Here is a 19,396-nt window from a genome sequence, read left to right as displayed (position 1 = left end):
TTTTCTTATAATTTTATACAATAATCGTTTTATTCGTTTTCGACTTTTACAATAGACATTTTTCCGTTGTATGGTTTATTACCTTTTGATTCTAATGCTTTACTAGCCTCTTGTAAGTTATCATACTTATCGTAATAGATGTAATATTTACTAGCACTTACATTGTAAAAGAAATTAATATCTGATTGTCCTGCAGAAACTGCTTTGGTCAAAAATTCATCTCTTTTATCTGAACTACTATGTACAGCAATAATCAAATAATAACCACTTTCTGCATTTTTAACATTCTTGATAATTTGCATGTTCGATTGTTCATCGCCATAATCAAAATCATTTGCCTTTAATGGTTTACTACTTGGTCTTGTCGTTTCTTTTATACGTTTTAAAGTAGCAACATCTTGTTGGTAACGACCTTGGTCATTCTCGAATGCCGCACGCTTGATTCTACGTCTTTTCTCTATCTCAGTTTCTAGTTTAATTTTCTCTAAACTAGCAATCAAATCTGCATTCGATTTTTCTGCTCTTAATTGTTCTGCTTTTAAAGCTTCAATTTTGGCTAAGTAACTTTTGTTAAGTGCATCGTTTTTATTCGGCACTTTTTTAAGTCGCTCATTATACAAATTCGTCAATCTGGTTAACGCATTTTTTTGTTCGCTGTTAACTTGAGCTATTTGTAATTTTAATGCCTCTAACTCGCTATTTTCAGATGCTACGCTCTTAAATGGTTTCGGTTCTTTATATATTCCTTTTTCACTTAAATCATTTTCTTCTCTAAGGTCATCAAGGTCTTTTTGTTTTTTAGCAACTGTAGCTGTCAATTGATTCAATAAATCTGTTTGTGTTTTATATGAACTATCAAACACACTAGTTAAATTATCAATTGATTTAGCAGTCTCATCTTTAGCCGCATTCGCAGCTGCGTTTGATGCTGCAAGAGCATCTGCATCTTGTCTCGCTTTTAGTTCAGCATCCTGAGCTTGTCTTGCCTGAAGTGCGTCAGCATCAGCTTTGGCTTTAGCATCTGCATCTAATTTAGCTTTGGCATCAGCATCAGCTTTCGTTTTAGCATCTGCAGCTAATTTTGCTTGTAATGCTATTGCGTCAGCTTTGGCTTTTGCATCAGCAGCTAATTGAGCATCTGCATCAGCTTTCGCTTTAAGTTTGGCATCAGCAGCTTCTTTTGCTTGTAATGCTGCAGCATCGGCTTTGGCTTTTGCATCTGCAGCAAGTTTGGCTTTTGCGTCTGCATCAGCTTTCGCTTTTGCATTAGCCGTTTCTTTAGCCAATAATGCTATTGCATCGGCTTTGGCTTTTGCATCAGCAGCTAATTTTGCCTGAAGTGCAATTGCATCAGCTTTAGCTTTTAATTTAGCTTCTGCAGCTATTTTTGCTTGTAATGCATCAGACTCCGCTTTAGCTTTGGCATCGGCATCTATAATTGCTTTTAATTCGGCAGCTTCGGTTTTCGCCTTAGCGTCTGCTTTTATTTTAGCATCAGCATCAAGTTTTGCCTGGATTGCATCGGCATCAGCTTTAGCTTTTGCATCGGCTGCTAATTTTATTTTAAGTGCTTCAGCAGCATCGGCTTTAGCTTTTGCATCAGCTGCAAGCTTAGCGTCGGCATCTGCTTTGGCTTTTGCATCAGCATCTAATTTTGATTGTAATGCAGTAGCATCAACTTTTACTTTAGTATCAGCTGCAAGTCTTGCTTGTAATGCAGCGGCGTCGGCTTTAGCTTTTGCATCAGCATCTAATTTTGCTTGAAGTGCATCGGCATCTGCTTTTACTTTAGCATCTGCTTCAAGTTTTGCTTGTAATGCAGCAGCATCGGCTTTAGCTTTATTATCTGCAGCTAGTTTTGCTTGTAGTGCATCGGCATCTGCTTTAACTTTAGCATCTGCAGCTAATTTTGCTTGTAATGCAGCAGCATCGGCTTTAGCTTTATTATCTGCAGCTAGTTTTGCTTGTAGTGCATCGGCATCTGTTTTAGCTTTAGCATCTGCAGCTAGTTTTGCTTGTAATGCAGCAGCATCTGCTTTAGCTTTATTATCTGCTTCTAATTTTGCTTGTAGTGCATCGGCGTCTGCTTTGGCTTTTGCATCTGCAGCAAGTTTTGCTTGTAGTGCAGCAGCATCGGCTTTGGCTTTATTATCTGCTTCTAGTTTTGCTTGTAGTGCATCAGCGTCTGCTTTAGCTTTTGCATCTGCAGCAAGTTTTGCTTGTAGTGCAGCAGCATCGGCTTTGGCTTTATTATCTGCTGCTAGTTTTGCTTGAAGTGCATCGGCATCTGCTTTAGCTTTTGCATCCGCAGCAAGTTTCGCTTGTAATGCATCGGCATCTGCTTTAGCTTTTGCATCTGCAGCTAGTTTTGCTTGTAATGCATCGGCATCTGCTTTGGCTTTTGCATCCGCAGCAAGTTTCGCTTGTAGTGCAGCAGCATCGGCTTTGGCTTTATTATCTGCAGCAAGTTTTGCTTGTAATGCATCGGCATCTGCTTTAGCTTTTGCATCCGCAGCAAGTTTTGCTTGTAATGCATCGGCATCTGCTTTAGCTTTATTATCGGCTGCTAATTTTGCTTGTAACGCATCGGCATCTGCTTTAACTTTTGCATCCGCAGCAAGCTTTGCTTGTAATGCAGCAGCATCGGCTTTAGCTTTATTATCGGCTGCTAATTTTGCTTGTAACGCATCGGCATCTGCTTTAACTTTTGCATCCGCAGCAAGTTTTGCTTGTAATGCAGCAGCATCAGCTTTGGCTTTATTATCTGCGGCTAGTTTTGCTTGTAATGCAGCAGCATCGGCTTTGGCTTTATTATCTGCGGCAAGTTTTGCTTGTAGAGCGGCAGCATCAGCTTTAGCTTTATTATCTGCAGCAAGTTTTGCTTGTAGAGCGGCAGCATCAGCTTTGGCTTTATTATCTGCAGCTAGTTTTGCTTGTAATGCTGCAGCATCGGCTTTGGCTTTATTATCCGCAGCAAGTTTTGCTTGTAGAGCGGCAGCATCAGCTTTGGCTTTATTATCTGCAGCTAGTTTTGCTTGTAGAGCGGCAGCATCAGCTTTAGCTTTATTATCTGCAGCAAGTTTTGCTTTAGCATCGGCATCAACTTTAGTTTTTCCATCAGATGAAAGAGCTTTCGTTTTAAGTGCTTCAGCATCTGCTTTAGACTTAGCCGCTTCTAATTTTGCTGCTTCTATTCTGGCTTGAGCTTCAGCATCGGCTTTAGCTTTATTATCAGCTGCCAATTTAATTTTTGCTTCAGCATCAGCTTTAATTTTTGCTTGTGCTTCTAATCTTGCCTGTATTGCAGCTGCATCAGCTTTGGCTTTTGCATCAGCGGCAAGTTTAGCTTTTGTAGCTCCATCTGTTTTTACGACAGGAGTTGTAGTTGTTTTGGCTGGTGCCACTTTTTTGACAACAGTAGGTTCAATAAGTGCTCCTTCTTCTTCGTCATCTCCATAATAGTAGTTTTTGCTTTTAAATTTATAAGCAATAACAAATTCATGAGAAGCTCCAAAATTGGAGAAATTACCAGTCCCTTTTTCGTAGTTATATTCAATAGCAATTTTTGGTGTGATATTTACACCAAAACCTGCTGACATTCCGTATAAAGTGTTGTAACCTGCTTGTGCCCAAAATCCTTTAGGAATAGCAATCATTGCCAATCCAGAAATGACAGTTTTGTCTTTCTTGAATTCAGATTTTAAAAGACCTGAGAATTTACTTCTGTCAAAAAAACCATAAGCATCAATATAACCTGTGTACATAAGGTGAACTTCCACAGCTTGCTCTGGATCGTCTTTTACCATCTCTGAAGTGGCAAAATTATATAGCAATAAATTATTTACAGATAAACCAACGTCTAAAAATGCGTTACCGTAGTTAACACCTGGGTTAATCGTAATTAGTGAATTTGAAGGAATGTCATCGATATTAAGATTCATATCGTTTGAGATGATTTTCCCCTGATCTAATCCGCTTTTGTAAAAACCAACATTTGCACCAAAAGTAAGATTACTGTCTTCTTGTAATACTACGTTGTGAGCAAAGTTTCCTATGATTCCAAAAGTAGTCATAAGACCATAATTTTGTTGGAATAAACCAATACCTATACCTTCATTTTCTCTAAATCTTCCTGAATAACTAAATAAATAAGTTTGTGGTGCATTATCAAATTGTACCCACTGACGCTTGTTATAAAAACTCGCATAGGAATTTTGTTCGCGAACAAAACTGAACGCTGGGTTAATAATATATCTATTAAATTTTAATGAATTTCTGATTGGTATTGAAAACGAAACAACTCCATCCCCTTTGACATTGTCTTGAGAATAGAGTACATGTGTTGAGCCGTAAAGAAAAGTAACGAATAGTAATATTTTCTTCATATTATTTAATTACAGTTATAGATCCTTTTTTTTCATCACTACCTTTTGTGATTATGTAATAATAAACCGGATTTATATTTTTAAAACTTTTTATTTCCCATTTTGAAGGATCGTAATCCACACCATTAAACATCACCTCTCCTTGTGAACTAACTATCATAACATTTGTATCTGCATTTTTATAATCAGCAGGAATGTCCCAAGTATTAAATGCGCTACTTAGGCTTACTATATTTGGAATATTTTTAAGATTTGAATCCGATACCTGAAAACCAAATTCTTTGGTTCCTGTACAACCTGTAGTTTGTGTAACAGTTACTTTATAATTACCCAATTCTTTAACCGAATAATTATTGGTAATAGCATCTGGGATGACTACACCATTTAAAAACCATTTGTAAGAAGGATCTACAGCATCGCTAGTAACAGTAACATCTAATGTCTCTCCTGTTTCTACATTAATCACATTGCTATTGGGAACATTAATACTTCCTGTAAAAGAACCTTCACTTTGCAAGTTGATAGATCCATTACCAGTACAACCACCAAAATCAATCTTAACAGAATATAATCCGCTAACATTGGTCTCGTAAGTTTTATTATTTGCTCCCTCGATTTTAACTCCTTCTTTAAACCATTCAAAGTTTATTCCTCCAGAGACACTTAAAGTAGTGGTTCCTCCGTTTGGACAAAATGGATTTCCAAGGCTTGATGTAATTGTAGTACTTGCATCAGTTGTAGATTCGGTAACAGTAACTTTATTCGAGTAAGAATTTGCGCTTAATATACAAGCCCCATAATTGGTTCTGGCATAATAAATACCTGGCTGTGTAACAGTATAACTACCGCCACTTGCCTCCGCAACTAAAGTTTCGGGTAAGACAAGACCATTGTCTTTATACCAATTGTAAGTTAAGTTTGTGTGTTTTAAAGGAGAATCATTTAATGGTCCACCTGGATTATCAATAGATAAAACAAAATTCCCACCAGCACAATATGTCGCTGTCGGGATAAAATTGTTTAATGTATATTGAGCATTATGAACTTTATAGTACGCAGGAAATTCAACCGAAGGCTGACCAGTAGTTACTGGCGCCGTGGCTTTTACTCTAAGTCTATAATGTTCTCCGGCAGTATTCGTTGGAAACGCTATTCTTATTTTTCCTGGCGATGATACAATTTCTCCAACTGCAGAGGTATAAACTACCGATGAGTTTGTAGTAAAGCTTCCGTCTGGGGCGGATAACTCAACTATAAACTGATTGATTGCTAACAATCCTGTAACAGGCGAAAAGTTAAAATTTATATCATAGCCATTAAATCCAGGGCTAGCACAAACTGGGCTAAAACTAAATGTAGGTTGCCCTATAATTATTTGTGCTGATAAATTTGTATTGGCAAAAAAAATAACAATTAAAAAAAGAAAACTTCTGCGAAGAATAGTAGGTAATTCTTTCATCATATGATACGCTCTTTAATTACATCTTTATCAAAAAACAATAAGCTATCAATAAATGTTTCAGAAAAATCGTACTTACAGTTTACATCTAATACTTCAACAGGATTGTTGTTTTGTAGTGTAAACTTGGGTTGCGAACAGTCGGTTTCTATGTCATTAAAACTATTTACTACGCTTGAGTTTATAGCAAAGCTACCTATGGGGGCGGACAACTCTACTATAAACTCAGTTGTAGTATTTAATTCTAAAACTGGTGAAGAGCAAAGATTCTCTTTAGCAGTTTTTTCTATAGAATTAACGCAAATCGAGGTATCAGGAAAATCAGATTTTCCAGTAGTTGCCTCTTGAGCGAATGTATGATTAGTTGTTATAAGGAGCCCAAATAACAACAGATATGGTATTTTTTTACTATGTGGGGCGATCATTCTTTTTTAGATATATGTTTCCAATTAAAAGACATAAAATGTCTCTACGACTAAATTGTATTTAAAAAAATTAAGAATCAAACAAACAAGTAGGTAAACTATTTGTTTGAAGCTGTAATTTTACCAATATTAAGTCTGTAGTCCGGTCTTTTTGGATTAGAGATATCTATAAAAGTTTCGTTATTATTACTTTGAGAATAAACGTTAAAGAAGATACTGTTTCCGTACCAGTTCTCTAAGTCTTCATTGTTAGAATTAAATTCTGAGAAAATATTTCCTTTACATAAATTGAAATACATTTCTTCAATTTTAATTTTTTTCAAATTAGCATCATTGATCTCAATTTTACTATCTAATACTACCGCTGGGTTAAATCCAGAGATAACACTTCTTTTAAGCTCGATAGCTGCATTACTACCTACATAAATAGCTTCTTTTACTAATCCAGATTGAATATCTGCACTAATGTTATCACTATCATTTAGCATGGTAATATTTGCTGCAGTAACCAACGTTTGTTTTTTAGTAAAATCAGTCTCTTCTTTCTTATCGTAAGAAGCTACTTCCATACAACGAGAACCTTCTTTATTACTAGTTAAATAAGAAGATCTAACTGCAAGAGAGTTATATATTTTACATTGAGTTCCTTGAGTAAATTTAAAATCGTTGTTGATAGACTTATAAGAAACAAATTTGTTAATGTTTAAATCTCCACCAATCATATCAAATGAGTCACCTCCTGAGAAGCTAGCCATTACGTTTTCTAAAATTGTTTTGCTTCCAACACCAGCCAAAGTTAGTGAGTTGAAATTTCCAGAACCTTTAACTTTTTTACCAGCAAATTCGATTCTAACATATCTTAAAATACCTGAATTTGCAGTAGTATTATCACCACCATAAGTAGTTAATGAAGGATCAAGATCGTAATTTACAGATGAGATGTTTCCAAATTTATTTATCGGAGCATCACCTAAAATTACAATTCCACCCCAGTCACCAGCTTTCTTAACAGCTTTGTTTGAAGTAAAAACGATTGGGTCCGTTTCTAAACCATCAGCTATAATCGAAGAACCTTTTGTAATAACAAGAGTTCCTTTAGAATCATAATCACCAATGATTAATGTTCCTGGCTCTATTGTAAGTACGGCATTGTTTGTTACATAAACATTACCTTGAAGAACGTAAATATTCTTCTTTAATAATTTTGTATTTACTGATATTTTTCCAGCCAAAATCTGATTAGCTTCACCATAATCAACTTTGTTGGGTTTAAATTCTGTCCAGTTGTTTAACCAGTTGCTATAACCCATTATACCTTTCTCTTGTTGTGCATTTACGCTGCACACAGCAAAAAGGGCAATCCAAATAATTTGTAATGATTTTTTCATGGTAGTAGGTTTTAATATTAACACTAAAGTGATATTTGAGTTAATGAAATTAAAAAAACTCATTTCGGAGTTTTCCTGATAAATCAAAGAAAACGCCGAAAACGAGTTGTATAAATATCCTGTATCTCATTATACGTTCTAATTAATGAGATTTAAGACATAAATAGATTCAAATTATTCGTTATTTTCATTGAAAAGGTGCAACGTTTTAAGTGTATTTTCATAAAACAAAATTGCTGCAACTAAATTATCTTTATCAGAGTAAGGCATCATTTTTCTCTGAAATTCTACTGTTACATCTAGGAATGAATTAGTCGACGCTACTTGAGCATCTTGGATTTTCTTGTTTTCACTATCCATCGGGATACCTAGATCAGCCATCGTAACTCCTGGTTTAGTAGCCAAAGCAATATAAGGTAAAGTTTTTACCAATACTTTGATACGCTCGATGTATAATTCTAACAATTCACCTTTTTGCATACCTTTTAATTCTTTCTGATCATGGTATTTCCTAATCAGTGCAGTTGTACTAATAATGCTTTGGGGAGCATTTTTAGCTTGAGATGATACCACCTCAGTTGACAACATTAAAAAGATGCTTAAAAAAATAATTTTCCCTTTCATAAATTCTGATTTTAAAAATTCAATTATAAAAACAAAAATATATAAATAAAGTTAACTTGCAATTTTTATTATCCTTTTTTTTAAACAAAAAGAGCCAAAATAGGACAAAAAAAGGCTATTAAACGACAAAATACGCTTCTTTGTCGATTTTTTTTGACAGTTTAAAAAAAACAGTTTTGTAGGAGATAAGGCTATTTTAGTAGACTAATTATCAACATGTTAATATTTTAATTACTAAAAAAAACCTTACCTTTTTAAATTAAGCCAAAATGATATTAACAAGAAAATGTTAATATATATTTGATAAAACACCCAATCTGGGATTTTTTGTTAATTTTTTATTTTCCTTAAAAAGAAATTAACTAAAAATACCAAAACAATGTTTAAAACTATTAAATGGATCATTCATGTCTTTTTAGATTTTAAATTTTAAGAACACTATCGAGTCAAGATTGACATCAAACTTTATTTCTGAAAATTTTTGACTAAATCATTTTCTACTATCTTTGCTTCATGCTATTTTCTGAAATTTTAGGACAAGATTACATTAAAAACCACTTAATAAAAAGTGCTTCTTCGGGTAGGATCCCTCATGCACAATTATTTATAGGTCCAGAGGGCTCCGGGACTTTACCCGCGGCTATCGCATACGCACAATATATATTGTGTGGAAATTCTGGATCAGATAATGAAAATGGGAATGCTTCCTGCAACTTAAAGTTTCAGTCTATATCCCATCCCGACTTACATTTTATATATCCAACCGTAACAACCGAAGATGTAAAAACTAAACCAAAGAGTTTAGATTTTATTCAGGATTGGCGCAATTTCATTCAGGAAACTCCTTATGGTGGATTATTTGATTGGTATAAAATTCTTGGTGTACAAAACAAACAAGGAGAAATTCGGGTAGAAGATGCTCAAGAAGTTTTAAAATCACTTTCGTTAAAATCTTATGAAGGTGGTTATAAAATCATGATTATATGGATGGCTGATAAAATGAATATCGCAGCGTCTAATAAACTTTTGAAATTATTAGAAGAACCATCCGATAAGACAATATTTATTTTAATATCCGAAAACGAGGAATCAATAATTCAAACCATACGATCACGTTGTCAAGTACTTCATTTTAATGGATTAAGCGAAAAAATAATTGCCGATGCATTAGTTGCTAAACACAATATAGAAACCAATGCCGCATTAAAAATAGCACATCAAGCACAAGGTAATTATAATAAAGCCTTGCATTTATTAAAAAATGATGATGATGAATATCCATTCGAACAATGGTTTGTTACTTGGGTTCGTGCCGCTTTTAAAGCCAAAGGAAATGCAGCAGCAATTCAGGATTTAATAGTCTGGAGTGAGCAAATTGCAGGATTAGGTAGAGAAAGCCAGAAAAAATTTCTGGAATTTTGTATCGAAATGTTCCGTCAGGCGCTGTTGCTTAACTACCAAGCACCCAGTTTGGTATATATGGAACCAAAAGTTGAGAAGTTTAAACTAGAGAATTTTGCTCCATTTGTAAATGGAAACAACATAAACGATATATTCAAAGAGCTTTCTGATGCGATGTATCATATTGAGCGTAACGGAAATGCAAAAATTATTTTAACCGATTTATCCATAAAACTAACACGTTTAATTCATAAAAAATAAAAAGATGAACAATATTGCCTCCATACTAATTTTAGTATTTTTAGCTGTTACATTTATTCAATCTGCTTACGACAAAATATTCTATTGGAAAGATAATGTAAGTTGGCTAAAGGGACATTTTTCCCAAACACAACTTAAGAACCAAGTACCACTTGCCTTATTTAATATTCTGGTTTTAGAATTAATTTCAGGAATTTTATGTATCGTTGGTTCAATACAATTATTCTTAAACAGCGGAAGAGAATTTGGATTCTACGGCGCAATTTTTTCTTGTATTACACTAATAATGTTACTTTTTGGACAACGATTGGCAAAGGATTATGATGGTGCAAGAACAATTGCAATTTATTTCATTCCAGCAGTTATTGGCGTTTATTGGTTAAACTAAGAAAAATAGTTCAATAGATTTATAAAACAAACCTCCCTGTTTTAACCATTTTTTTAAGCCAAATGTTACTTGATATAACATCTGGCGAACAATTATTTGTTTCTAACTAGATGATTGTCAGAATTTATAGTCGAGAAACAAATACCTGAAATTTAAAATTCATGAATCATTTAAAATTGAGCAAACACATTTTTTATCTTTTTTTGATATTCTCATTTCAAGGAAAATCATTTGGGCAAGAAGTATTTATAGATTCTATACAAGATAAGTACGGACTAAAAAACGAAAAAGGAATTGTTATTTGTTCACCAAAATATGATGCTATTTATTCATTTGATGAAGGTTTCGCTCCAATAGTACTAGATTATAAATGGGGATTTATAGACGAAAAAGGAAACGAAATAACACCCCTAAAATACACCATGGTAACCCCTTTTGAAGAAGGATTTTCATCAGTTTCGCTTGATAACAAATGGGGATTCATCGACCAAAATGGCAAAGAAATAACATCTCTAAAATACGATGATACAGGCTTTTTTAATAAAGGTCAAGCCAATGTAATCATTAACAACAAATACGGACTAATCGATAAAACCGGAAAAGAAATAACTCCCATAAAATATGATAATATTGGTTGGTTAAGTGATGGTCTTACGTTAGTACTTCTTAACAAAAAATGGGGATTTATCGACCAAACCGGCAAAGAAGTTATCCCATTAAAATATGACGGAGTAACGCCGTTTAATAAGGGTATCGCAGAAGTAAAACTAAACGGAAAAACATTTTATATTAACTCAAAAGGAGAACGTACTTCTAAAAATTGAAATCTCATTTTATGAAACATCTAAAATTAAACAAAACCATATTCTTATTATTATTAGCATTAATAACTCAAGGAAAAACTATTGCACAAGAAGCTTATTCAGATCCTGTTACAGATAAATGGGGATTAATAGATGAAGAAGGAAACTATATCCTGGCTCCAAAATATGATAAGATGTTTGCGCCAGAAGAAGGTTTCTTTATCGTCGTAAAAAATAAAAAACAGGGCTTTATTGATGGAACAGGAAAAGAAATACTAGCGCCTAAATATGATGATATATTTGCTCCAAAAGAAGGACTTTTTATTGTAGTTAAAAACAATAAATCGGGTATTGTAAACAATACAGGAAAAGAAATTTTAGCGCCTAAATATGACAGAATATTTGCTCCAGACTCAGGTTATTTCATTACAGTTCTTAATAATAAATATGGATTTATCGATTTAAACGCCAAAGAAATCCTAGTTCCAACATACGACGAAGTTTTAGCTCCCGAAGAAGGCTTTTTTGCTGTAAAACAAGGTTCTAAATATGGTACCGTAAATGAAGCTGGAAAACAAATTGTAGCACCAAAATACGATCAGATTTTTGCCTATCATAATGGTTTAGCAATTGTTGTCATTAACGAAAAACAAGGTTTAATTGATACTAACGGAAAAGAAATAACTCCTATAAAATATGATAAAGTTTATGGATCTGAAGGTGGTTTTTCATTAGTGACATTAAACAACAAAACTGGATTTGTTGACCAAACAGGAAAAGAAGTTGTATCTCTAAAATACGATGATGCCTTTGATTTTACGAATGGTTTTGCAATAATAGTTACAAACAACAAATGGGGATTAATGAATGCAAAAGGTAAAGAAGTAGTTCCTCCTAAATATGATAAAATATTCGCTCTGGAAGGGAATATTGCACAAGTTATTCTTAAAGAAAAAGTAGGATACATCGATGTAACAGGTAAAGAAATTATTCCTTTAAAATATGATTCAATCTTTGCTTTTGATGGCGAATATACTTCTGCAAGCATTAATAATAAATGGGGATTAATCAATAAAAAAGGACAAACTATAATTCCTTTTAAATACGATTCTATGACATGCTATTGCGGAGAAAGAACAGAAGTAGAACTTAACGGCGAAACATTTTATTTGAACATCAAAGGAGAACGAATAGATTAAAGCTTTAAATAATTTATCAAAAATCTAAGAAGACTAACATTCTAAGAAATCTAATTATTGATTACATTTGAGCCAAATAATACATTTTAATGTTTTAATTATTAAAATATTAAAAATCAACAACATAACAATTAAATGAAACCTAAACATCCTTCAGAATCTTTAACAATATTAACCGATTTAGTTTTACCAAGCGAAACAAATCCCTTAAACAATCTATTTGGTGGCGAATTATTGGCCAGAATGGATCGTGCTGCAAGTATTGCTGCCCGAAGACATTCACGCCGAATTGTAGTTACAGCTTCTGTAAATCACGTGGCTTTTAACAGAGCAATTCCCCTGGGTGCTGTTGTAACAATTGAAGCAAAAGTGTCCAGATCTTTTAAAAGTTCTATGGAGATATTTATCGACGTTTGGGTTGAAGATCGCGAATCGGGATTTCGTACAAAAGCTAACGAAGCCATTTACACATTTGTAGCAGTAGATGACACAGGAAGACCGGTAGAAGTACCACCAATTGATCCGGAAACTGACCTTGAAAAACAACGTTACGAAGCTGCATTACGTCGTAAACAACTAAGTTTATTATTGGCTGGAAAAATAAAACCAGAAGAAGCAACAGAACTTAGAGCGTTATTTTTATAAAAAAACAATCTCTTAAAGAGAAAATAAATCCAGTTGCAACTTCAAAAAAAAGAAGTATTTTTACGTCGATTACATGCCAATACAAATCAAATCAAGAAGTTAATCCTTTATTGATTTTATATAAAAGAGTTATAACAATTTAGATGAAAGAAAAAGAAAAGATGAGTTCAGAGAAAGAAGCCAAATTAAAAGCGCTACAACTTACGCTTGACAAACTAGATAAGACTTACGGAAAAGGAACCGTGATGAAAATGGGCGATAAAGCCATTGTTGAAGTAGAAACAATTTCATCAGGATCATTAGGAGTAGATTTAGCCTTAGGAGTAAACGGTTACCCAAAAGGAAGAATTATCGAAATATACGGACCAGAATCTTCTGGTAAAACAACACTAACATTACATGCTATTGCCGAAGCTCAAAAAGCGGGTGGAATTGCTGCATTTATTGATGCTGAGCATGCTTTTGATAGAAACTATGCTGAAAAATTAGGAATCGATATCGAGAACCTAATTATTTCTCAACCAGACAATGGAGAACAAGCACTAGAGATTGCAGAGAACTTAATTCGTTCTGGAGCAATTGATATTGTGGTAATTGACTCTGTTGCTGCTTTAACACCAAAAAGTGAGATTGAAGGAGAAATGGGAGATTCTAAAATGGGTCTTCACGCACGTTTAATGTCTCAGGCACTTCGTAAACTTACAGGTACAATTAGCAAAACAAATTGTACAGTATTCTTCATTAACCAGTTAAGAGAAAAAATTGGTGTAATGTTCGGAAATCCAGAAACAACAACGGGTGGTAATGCATTAAAATTCTATGCTTCTGTACGTATCGATATTCGTCGTTCATCTCAAATTAAAGACGGTGATAACGTAATTGGTAACAGAACCAAAGTAAAAATCGTTAAAAACAAAGTTGCTCCACCATTTAAAACTGCCGAATTCGACATTATGTACGGAGAAGGAGTTTCTAAAACAGGAGAAATCTTAGATTTAGCTGTTGAATTTGAAATCGTTAAAAAAGCAGGTTCATGGTTTAGCTACGGTGAAACAAAATTAGGACAAGGTCGTGATGCAGTAAAATCACTAATTAAAGACAATCCTGAATTGGCAGAAGAGCTAGAAGTTAAGATTAAAGCACATATCAAAGAATTGGCAAGCGCCTAAAATATAAAACCCGAATATAATTCGGGTTTTTTTGTGCTTTTTACGCAACCTTTTTCTATAAATCACATCTATACAAAGAATAGTAGTTTTTAAGCCTTAAAAAGGCTCATTGTTATGAATTTTTAAAACATAAAAGATGAAGAAGAAACTGGAAACGTTATTCCAAAATCACTGGATAACAAAAAGAAAATTAAGAATTGTAATGAATTTTATTTCGAAAAAAATCATTCATCGATAAAGCAAAATTTACTTTTTAAGAATTAACGCTTGACTCTTGTTTTTGCAAAACAATATCTTCCTGAAAGATTTTGTCTTTGCGAAACACTAACAATTGCTTATAAATCAGCTGTCTTACCTGATCACGAAGGTCTTTTCTGTCTTCGGGATTCAGATTTGCTGTTTCTATAAACGAGTGAATTTTTACTCTCATTTTTCCTGGGCTTCCGCTAAAAAATGTATACGAAAATCGCTTTTTATTATCGGCATAAGTAATCGGAACAATCGGAATATGGTGCTCAACTGCTAAACGAAAAGCGCCATCTTTAAACTCGTCCAAAACAATCGATTCATCATCTGGAACTCCACCTTCAGGAAAAATACAAATGCTCAAACCTTGACTCAAACGCTTTTGAGCTCGGTTAAAAACATCCATTTTACTTTTAGATGATTTTCTATCAACTAGAATACACGTTCTTTTGTAGAAAAATCCGAACAATGGAATCTTCGAAAGTTCTTTTTTTCCAACAAAAACGAACGGGTTTTTAATTATAGCCAACGTTAGCATAATGTCAGTCATTGAAGTATGATTAGCCACAATCATGTAGCTTTTATTAGGATCTAAAGCTTGCTCCTTCTCTACTTTGTAGTAAAAACCCATTCCGAAAAGAATAAATTTTGCCCAAATTCTTGCCATTTTAAAGAAATAGGGATAGCCACTTTCGGTAAGAATCGATAGTACTAAAAACGGAAACATTACCAATATCGGGATGGCCATTAAAACATAAAACCAAACACGCCAAATAACCCAAAAAACAATTTTAAATCCTTTCATAGATTCAAAAGTAATAAAAGAGAAATGAATTTTGCAAAAAAGAATTTACATGCCAAGAAATTAACCGCAAAGAGCGCAAAGTTTTACGCAAAGTCCGCAAAGGATTTTACAAATTTTAGCTTAAAATAGTTGCGAAAAGAACGCAGATAAAACGGATTTACAAAAGTAAAGACGCGGATAAAAACGGATTTTTTAAAAATATAGATTGAAAATCCGTTTTTATCCGTGTTTTCGCCTTAGCGAATCCGTTTCATCCGCGTTCCTGTCGCAAAGTTTCTAGCCACAGATTATAAAGATTAAATGGATTTTTAAAATTTGTGTTGATCTACATTTCTTCATAAACGCAATTCTAAAGCAAAAAACGTAACATTCTTTCCGATAAATAAAAACTTTGAGAAAAACTTTGCGGACTTTGCGTAAAACTTTGCGAACTTTGCGGTTAAGAAAAAATTTAGCATGGCAAAAATACTTACAGGCGTACAAAGTACTGGAACGCCGCACTTAGGCAACTTATTGGGAGCAATTATTCCTGCAATCGAATTATCTAACAAACCAGAAAACAAATCATTTTTGTTTATCGCCGATTTGCATTCGATTACACAAATAAAAGATGGTAAAACTCTAAGAGAGAATACCTTTAGCGTTGCTGCTGCCTGGCTTGCTTTTGGTTTAGATATTGACCGTGTTACTTTTTACAGACAATCTGATGTTACACAAACAACAGAGTTAAGTTGGTATTTAAGCTGCTTTTTTCCTTTTCAAAGATTAACATTAGCACATTCTTTCAAAGATAAAGCGGATCGTCTTGATGATGTAAACGCAGGTTTATTCTCTTACCCAATGTTAATGGCGGCAGATATTTTGCTTTATGATGCTGAATTTGTTCCTGTAGGAAAAGATCAATTGCAACATTTAGAAATTACTCGTGATGTAGCTACTCGTTTCAACAACCAAATGGGAGAAACATTTGTAATTCCTCAAGCTAAAATTCAAGAAGACAGCATGTTGATTCCTGGCACAAATGGAGGGAAAATGAGTAAATCGGCTAATAATTATATCGATATTTTCTCAGATGATAAAACGTTACGTAATCAAGTAATGAGTATCAAAACCGATAGTACACCACTAGAGGAACCTAAAAATCCAGATACTTGTAATGCATTTGCAATTTATACTCTTATAGCAACTGAGGAGCAAATTGCTACAATGAGAGAAAATTATTTAGGAGGAAATTACGGTTATGGTCATGCCAAACAAGCTTTGTTTGAATTAATTACAGAGAAATTCAAGACCGAAAGAGAAAGATACAATTATTACATAAACAACCTTGACGAAGTAGATGCTTTACTAAAAAAAGGAGCAAAAAAAGCCTCTATAACTGCTAATAAAGTTTTACAAAGAGTAAGAGAAAAACTTGGTTTTGGAACTAAAAATAGTTTATCAAAAATAAATATTAAAGAACCTATTGAAAAACCTATTATAGTAAGTATAATTGATTTATTGTCAAATGAAATTTCTAAACAAAATTTTAGAAATTACTATCAGATAATAGATGCTAAATCAATAACTAAAAGGAATAAAATTACACATGAAATATATCTATTAAATCCTGGTACTGATAAGGGAATCATTCATAAAACCTTTAAAGAAGGTGATGTAATTAAAAAAACATTGTCATTTTTAAAATCCATTGACAAACAAACTTCTATCATTTCTATATAAAATCATTGAATATTAAAAGCTAAATCCTTTCAACCAAAAATTTAGAAGGATTTAGCTTTTAAATCGCCTCAAACAATTTTCCTGGCAAAGGGCGAATCACACCTTTAAGTTCCATATTCAGTAACAATCCTGAGATTTTGTAAATCGGAAAATTACATTTTAAAGCGATAGTATCCATTAAATCCTTTCCGGTTTTTAATAAATAATCATAAATTTTCTGCTCATCGGGTTCTAATTCTACAAACAATTGCTTCTGTACCGATTTAGACGTGTTTTCGACGTCCCAGTTCAAAATATAAATCAAATCGGCAGCATTGGTCAGCACGTTTGCTTTTTGTGTCTTAATTAAGTTGTTACAGCCTTGGCTAAATTTATCAGTTGTTCTGCCTGGAACTGCAAAAACATCCCGATTATAATCATTAGCCATATTAGCCGTGATGAGTGATCCACCTTTATCTGCAGATTCAATAACAATAGTAGCTTCACTAATACCAGCAACGATGCGGTTTCGGCGCACAAAATTTTCTTTGTCTGGATTAGAAGAACTCCAGAATTCGGTCATAAAACCACCGTTTTGTTCAACTCTGGCAACGTATTTTTTATGAGTTTTAGGATATATTTGGTTTAATCCGTGAGCAACAACGCCTATAGTCTGAAGATTATGATCCATCGCCAATTGGTGTGCAAAAATATCAACACCATATGCAAAACCACTTACAATAACAGGATCCAAAGGGGCTAAATCTTCGATTAATTTTTTGCAAAATTCCATTCCGTATGACGTGATTTGTCGCGTTCCTACGATACTTATGATTTTTTTATTCGTTAAATCAATGTTTCCGGAGCTAAATAACAAAACAGGAGAATCAATACAATGTTTCAAACGATCAGGATAGTTTTTTTCCTGAAAAAAAGTTATATTAATCTCATTTGCACGAATAAAATCAAGTTCTTTTTGCGCTTTTTCAAAAATTGACTTTTCTTGAATATTCTTCAATAAAACAGATCCAACTCCATCAATAGAAGCAAGTTGCGAAGACTTAGTTTTAAAAATTGCTTCGGCAGTACCACAATGCAACAATAGCTTCTTTGCCATTATATCTCCCACTCCATCAACACTTTGTAAGGCTAATAAATAAAATAAATCCTGTTCAGACATTTGTCTATAAAATTTGGTTACACAAATAAAACAAATCCCTTATTTGTTATTTACAAAGATGATAATTTTACGTAAATTCTTGCCAAAAAAAATAAACTTTAAAAAAATCATAAAATATAAAAAATTAGTCATTTTTATAAATATTTAGATTTCAATTATTTACATAAAGTTTTGAATTGTTAATAAAAATTGTGAATAAAATTTTGATAACTATTTACGTTGTCTAACTTTGTTACTATGAAAATCGAAACTTACATCGCGCAGTTATTGTATCGTTATCAGTGTGTAACGGTTCCTGGGTTTGGAGCTTTTTTAACCGAAATTCAATCGGCTCAACTTAATGAAGGCACAAATTCTTTTTTTCCACCGAAAAAATTAATCTCTTTCAATTCACTTATCAAAAACAACGACGGCTTGTTGGCAAATCATATTGCTCAAACCGAAAAAACATCGTATAAATTTGCTGTGAGTTCACTTCATTATGAAGTTTTAAGCTGGAAAAAAGAATTAGAAGATAACGGTTTTCTTTCTATTAAAAACGTTGGAGAAATTAGAGTCAATGCAGATAAAAATCTTGTGTTTACTCCTAATGATCAGAACAATTATTTAGCTTCTTCATTTGGTTTAAGCCCATTCGTTTCTCCTATGGTAAAAAGAGAAGTTTTTGAAAAACATATCGAAACTTTAGAACTAGAAACGGCTGATGAAAATGAAGCAATTGGATTATCTGGTTACAGAAATTCTTATTTAAAATATGCTGCAATTTTTATACTTGCGTTAGGTGTTACTGGTAGTATAGGTTACCCAATGTATCAAAACCAAATTGCAAACGAAACTGTTCTTGTAGAAACTGCTGTACAAAAGCAAGTTCAGAATAAAATTCAAGAAGCTACATTCTTTATAAAAAATCCAATGCCTGCGGTAACTCTTTCTGTAAAAGAAGATAAATTACCAATGCCTTATCATATTATGGCAGGTGCTTTTAGAAGTGAAAAAAATGCTCAAAAAGCATATAATCAATTGAAAAAAGCTGGGTATGATGCTAAAATAATTCCTGCTAACAGACATGGTCTTTTCCCTGTTTTATATGGTAGTTACGCTACAATGCGTGAAGCAGAAAAAGCTCAAAAAGAAATCCAGAATACTATAAATCCAGATGCTTGGATTTTAATAGAAACGCTTTAATCATATAAGGAACAATCCTTTAAGATTAAAAGACAAACTATATACTTTAAAACACCATTTCTTGATAAAAGAAAATGGTGTTTTTTTTTACAACAATAAAAGTCAAAAAAACAATAATATAGGTTTTTTACT

The 19,396-nt window shown here is 33.2% G+C and carries 14 protein-coding genes and 1 pseudogene; 8 read left to right on the top strand and 7 right to left on the bottom strand.

Going from position 1 to position 19,396, the window contains the following annotated elements; all coding sequences use genetic code 11:
• Nucleotides 1–29: 29 nt before the first annotated feature.
• The 5 genes from ACJ6WR_RS10495 to ACJ6WR_RS10475 form a co-directional block, all read right to left on the bottom strand.
• Nucleotides 30–4,385, bottom strand: coding sequence for a type IX secretion system membrane protein PorP/SprF (locus ACJ6WR_RS10495; protein WP_409417757.1), 4,356 nt, complete (start codon nt 4,383–4,385; stop codon nt 30–32).
• Nucleotide 4,386: 1 nt separating this feature from the next.
• The gene (locus ACJ6WR_RS10490) at nt 4,387–5,847 is read right to left on the bottom strand and encodes a gliding motility-associated C-terminal domain-containing protein (protein ID WP_409417756.1); all 1,461 of its coding nucleotides are present in this window, start codon (nt 5,845–5,847) and stop codon (nt 4,387–4,389) included.
• The gene (locus ACJ6WR_RS10485) at nt 5,844–6,269 is read right to left on the bottom strand and encodes a hypothetical protein (protein WP_039113449.1); all 426 of its coding nucleotides are present in this window, start codon (nt 6,267–6,269) and stop codon (nt 5,844–5,846) included. The genes ACJ6WR_RS10490 and ACJ6WR_RS10485 overlap by 4 nt, the downstream gene beginning before the upstream one ends.
• Nucleotides 6,270–6,367: 98 nt before the next feature.
• Nucleotides 6,368–7,657, bottom strand: a complete 1,290-nt coding sequence (locus tag ACJ6WR_RS10480; RefSeq protein ID WP_039113823.1) for a hypothetical protein — start codon at nt 7,655–7,657, stop codon at nt 6,368–6,370.
• A 174-nt stretch (nt 7,658–7,831) separates the two neighbouring features.
• Nucleotides 7,832–8,281, bottom strand: coding sequence for a hypothetical protein (locus ACJ6WR_RS10475; protein ID WP_035618624.1), 450 nt, complete (start codon nt 8,279–8,281; stop codon nt 7,832–7,834).
• A gap of 513 nt (nt 8,282–8,794) precedes the next feature.
• Between ACJ6WR_RS10475 and ACJ6WR_RS10470 the strand changes: the two genes are divergently transcribed.
• The 6 genes from ACJ6WR_RS10470 to recA all read left to right on the top strand — a co-directional run bounded on the left by ACJ6WR_RS10470 (nt 8,795) and on the right by recA (nt 14,147).
• Nucleotides 8,795–9,943 (top strand): ATP-binding protein, encoded by a 1,149-nt coding sequence (locus ACJ6WR_RS10470; RefSeq protein WP_409417755.1) that lies wholly within the window; start codon nt 8,795–8,797, stop codon nt 9,941–9,943.
• 4 nt (nt 9,944–9,947) lie between these two features.
• Nucleotides 9,948–10,331 carry a DoxX family membrane protein gene (locus ACJ6WR_RS10465; RefSeq protein ID WP_039113447.1) on the top strand — a complete coding sequence of 128 codons (384 nt, stop codon included), beginning with the start codon at nt 9,948–9,950 and terminating at the stop codon, nt 10,329–10,331.
• A 161-nt stretch (nt 10,332–10,492) separates the two neighbouring features.
• Entirely contained in the window at nt 10,493–11,155 is a 663-nt protein-coding gene (locus ACJ6WR_RS10460) for a WG repeat-containing protein (protein ID WP_052259437.1), read from the top strand.
• An 11-nt stretch (nt 11,156–11,166) separates the two neighbouring features.
• Nucleotides 11,167–12,333, top strand: a complete 1,167-nt coding sequence (locus ACJ6WR_RS10455; RefSeq protein WP_086895362.1) for a WG repeat-containing protein — start codon at nt 11,167–11,169, stop codon at nt 12,331–12,333.
• Nucleotides 12,334–12,468: 135 nt separating this feature from the next.
• On the top strand, nt 12,469–12,978 hold the full coding sequence (locus ACJ6WR_RS10450) for an acyl-CoA thioesterase (RefSeq protein ID WP_039118030.1): 510 nt from the start codon (nt 12,469–12,471) through the stop codon (nt 12,976–12,978).
• Between the two features lie 161 nt (nt 12,979–13,139).
• The gene (gene recA / locus ACJ6WR_RS10445) at nt 13,140–14,147 is read left to right on the top strand and encodes a recombinase RecA (protein WP_039113820.1); all 1,008 of its coding nucleotides are present in this window, start codon (nt 13,140–13,142) and stop codon (nt 14,145–14,147) included.
• A gap of 253 nt (nt 14,148–14,400) precedes the next feature.
• Here the strand turns inward: recA and ACJ6WR_RS10440 are convergent, their stop codons facing one another.
• Nucleotides 14,401–15,198: a 1-acyl-sn-glycerol-3-phosphate acyltransferase gene (locus ACJ6WR_RS10440; protein ID WP_039113442.1), complete on the bottom strand. Its 798-nt coding sequence runs from the start codon at nt 15,196–15,198 to the stop codon at nt 14,401–14,403.
• 456 nt (nt 15,199–15,654) lie between these two features.
• Between ACJ6WR_RS10440 and trpS the strand changes: the two are divergent.
• Nucleotides 15,655–16,623 (top strand): annotated as a pseudogene (gene trpS / locus ACJ6WR_RS10435) (tryptophan--tRNA ligase); the annotation flags it as partial.
• 355 nt (nt 16,624–16,978) lie between these two features.
• Here the strand turns inward: trpS and dprA are convergent.
• Entirely contained in the window at nt 16,979–18,079 is a 1,101-nt protein-coding gene (gene dprA, locus ACJ6WR_RS10430; RefSeq protein ID WP_409417754.1) for a DNA-processing protein DprA, read from the bottom strand.
• Between the two features lie 237 nt (nt 18,080–18,316).
• Between dprA and ACJ6WR_RS10425 the strand changes: the two genes are divergently transcribed.
• Entirely contained in the window at nt 18,317–19,264 is a 948-nt protein-coding gene (locus ACJ6WR_RS10425) for an SPOR domain-containing protein (RefSeq protein WP_039118034.1), read from the top strand.
• Nucleotides 19,265–19,396 lie beyond the last annotated feature (132 nt).

The sequence above is a fragment of the Flavobacterium sp. PS2 genome (assembly GCF_046250155.1).
GTDB lineage: Bacteria > Bacteroidota > Bacteroidia > Flavobacteriales > Flavobacteriaceae > Flavobacterium.
This window is presented reverse-complemented; position numbering and strand designations above follow the sequence as displayed.

Excerpts from the sequence above, each read along its gene's own strand:
- ACJ6WR_RS10480 (WP_039113823.1), bottom strand. The coding sequence starts at position 7,657 with ATGAAAAAATCATTACAAATTATTTGGATTGCCCTTTTTGCTGTGTGC.
- ACJ6WR_RS10460 (WP_052259437.1), top strand. The coding sequence starts at position 10,493 with ATGAATCATTTAAAATTGAGCAAACACATTTTTTATCTTTTTTTGATA.
- dprA (WP_409417754.1), bottom strand. The coding sequence starts at position 18,079 with ATGTCTGAACAGGATTTATTTTATTTATTAGCCTTACAAAGTGTTGAT.
- ACJ6WR_RS10425 (WP_039118034.1), top strand. The coding sequence starts at position 18,317 with ATGAAAATCGAAACTTACATCGCGCAGTTATTGTATCGTTATCAGTGT.
- ACJ6WR_RS10495 (WP_409417757.1), bottom strand. The coding sequence starts at position 4,385 with ATGAAGAAAATATTACTATTCGTTACTTTTCTTTACGGCTCAACACAT.
- recA (WP_039113820.1), top strand. The coding sequence starts at position 13,140 with ATGAGTTCAGAGAAAGAAGCCAAATTAAAAGCGCTACAACTTACGCTT.
- ACJ6WR_RS10485 (WP_039113449.1), bottom strand. The coding sequence starts at position 6,269 with ATGATCGCCCCACATAGTAAAAAAATACCATATCTGTTGTTATTTGGG.
- ACJ6WR_RS10475 (WP_035618624.1), bottom strand. The coding sequence starts at position 8,281 with ATGAAAGGGAAAATTATTTTTTTAAGCATCTTTTTAATGTTGTCAACT.
- ACJ6WR_RS10440 (WP_039113442.1), bottom strand. The coding sequence starts at position 15,198 with ATGAAAGGATTTAAAATTGTTTTTTGGGTTATTTGGCGTGTTTGGTTT.
- ACJ6WR_RS10490 (WP_409417756.1), bottom strand. The coding sequence starts at position 5,847 with ATGATGAAAGAATTACCTACTATTCTTCGCAGAAGTTTTCTTTTTTTA.
- ACJ6WR_RS10455 (WP_086895362.1), top strand. The coding sequence starts at position 11,167 with ATGAAACATCTAAAATTAAACAAAACCATATTCTTATTATTATTAGCA.
- ACJ6WR_RS10465 (WP_039113447.1), top strand. The coding sequence starts at position 9,948 with ATGAACAATATTGCCTCCATACTAATTTTAGTATTTTTAGCTGTTACA.
- ACJ6WR_RS10450 (WP_039118030.1), top strand. The coding sequence starts at position 12,469 with ATGAAACCTAAACATCCTTCAGAATCTTTAACAATATTAACCGATTTA.
- ACJ6WR_RS10470 (WP_409417755.1), top strand. The coding sequence starts at position 8,795 with ATGCTATTTTCTGAAATTTTAGGACAAGATTACATTAAAAACCACTTA.